The organism is Microtetraspora sp. AC03309, from assembly GCF_020826795.1.
In the GTDB taxonomy this organism is placed as follows: Bacteria; Actinomycetota; Actinomycetes; order Streptosporangiales; family Streptosporangiaceae; genus Microtetraspora; species Microtetraspora glauca.
In genome coordinates, this window is sequence record NZ_JADDIL010000484.1 from 1 (window position 1) to 472 (window position 472).

Below are 472 nucleotides of genomic sequence, written 5' to 3' on the forward strand. Positions count from 1 at the left end.
GTCCTGCTTCAGGTCATCGAACGTGACGTTGAGCTTGATGTTCTTGCCCGCGGCTTTCGGACCGTTCAGCCGTACACCCAGATAGTCGAACATCATCTCGGGCGGCATGGCCTCGATGGTGTCCGGGCTGGCGGTGTCGGTCTGGCCGGCGCTGGGCACCCCATTACGCAGTTCGTAGGCACCCTGGAGATACACCGAGCGCCATGGTCCGGATTCTGCCTGGTATCCGAGCTGTTCGTAACTGTCCGCCAAGAGGTTCTTGCCGTTGACGCTGTCAGGATTGGCGAACACGACATGCTTGAGCACCATCGCTGTCCAGCGATAGTTGCCATTGTCGAAGTCGTTCTTGGCCTTGTCGAGAATGGCGTCTTCGCCGACCATGTATTCGACGTACTTCTTGGCCGCCTCCACCGGCGGCAGGTCGTCGAGATCCGACGGGTTGCCGTCGTACCAACCCATATAGCGTTGATAG

Annotated in this window: 1 protein-coding gene; it reads right to left on the reverse strand. The window is 59.1% G+C overall.

All coding sequences use genetic code 11. The annotated features are described in order from the left end of the window. A partial coding sequence (locus tag IMZ11_RS43965) for an alkyl sulfatase dimerization domain-containing protein (RefSeq protein ID WP_305075962.1) occupies positions 1-459 on the reverse strand: 459 nt, incomplete at its 3' end. Between the last annotated feature and the right edge of the window lie 13 nt (positions 460-472).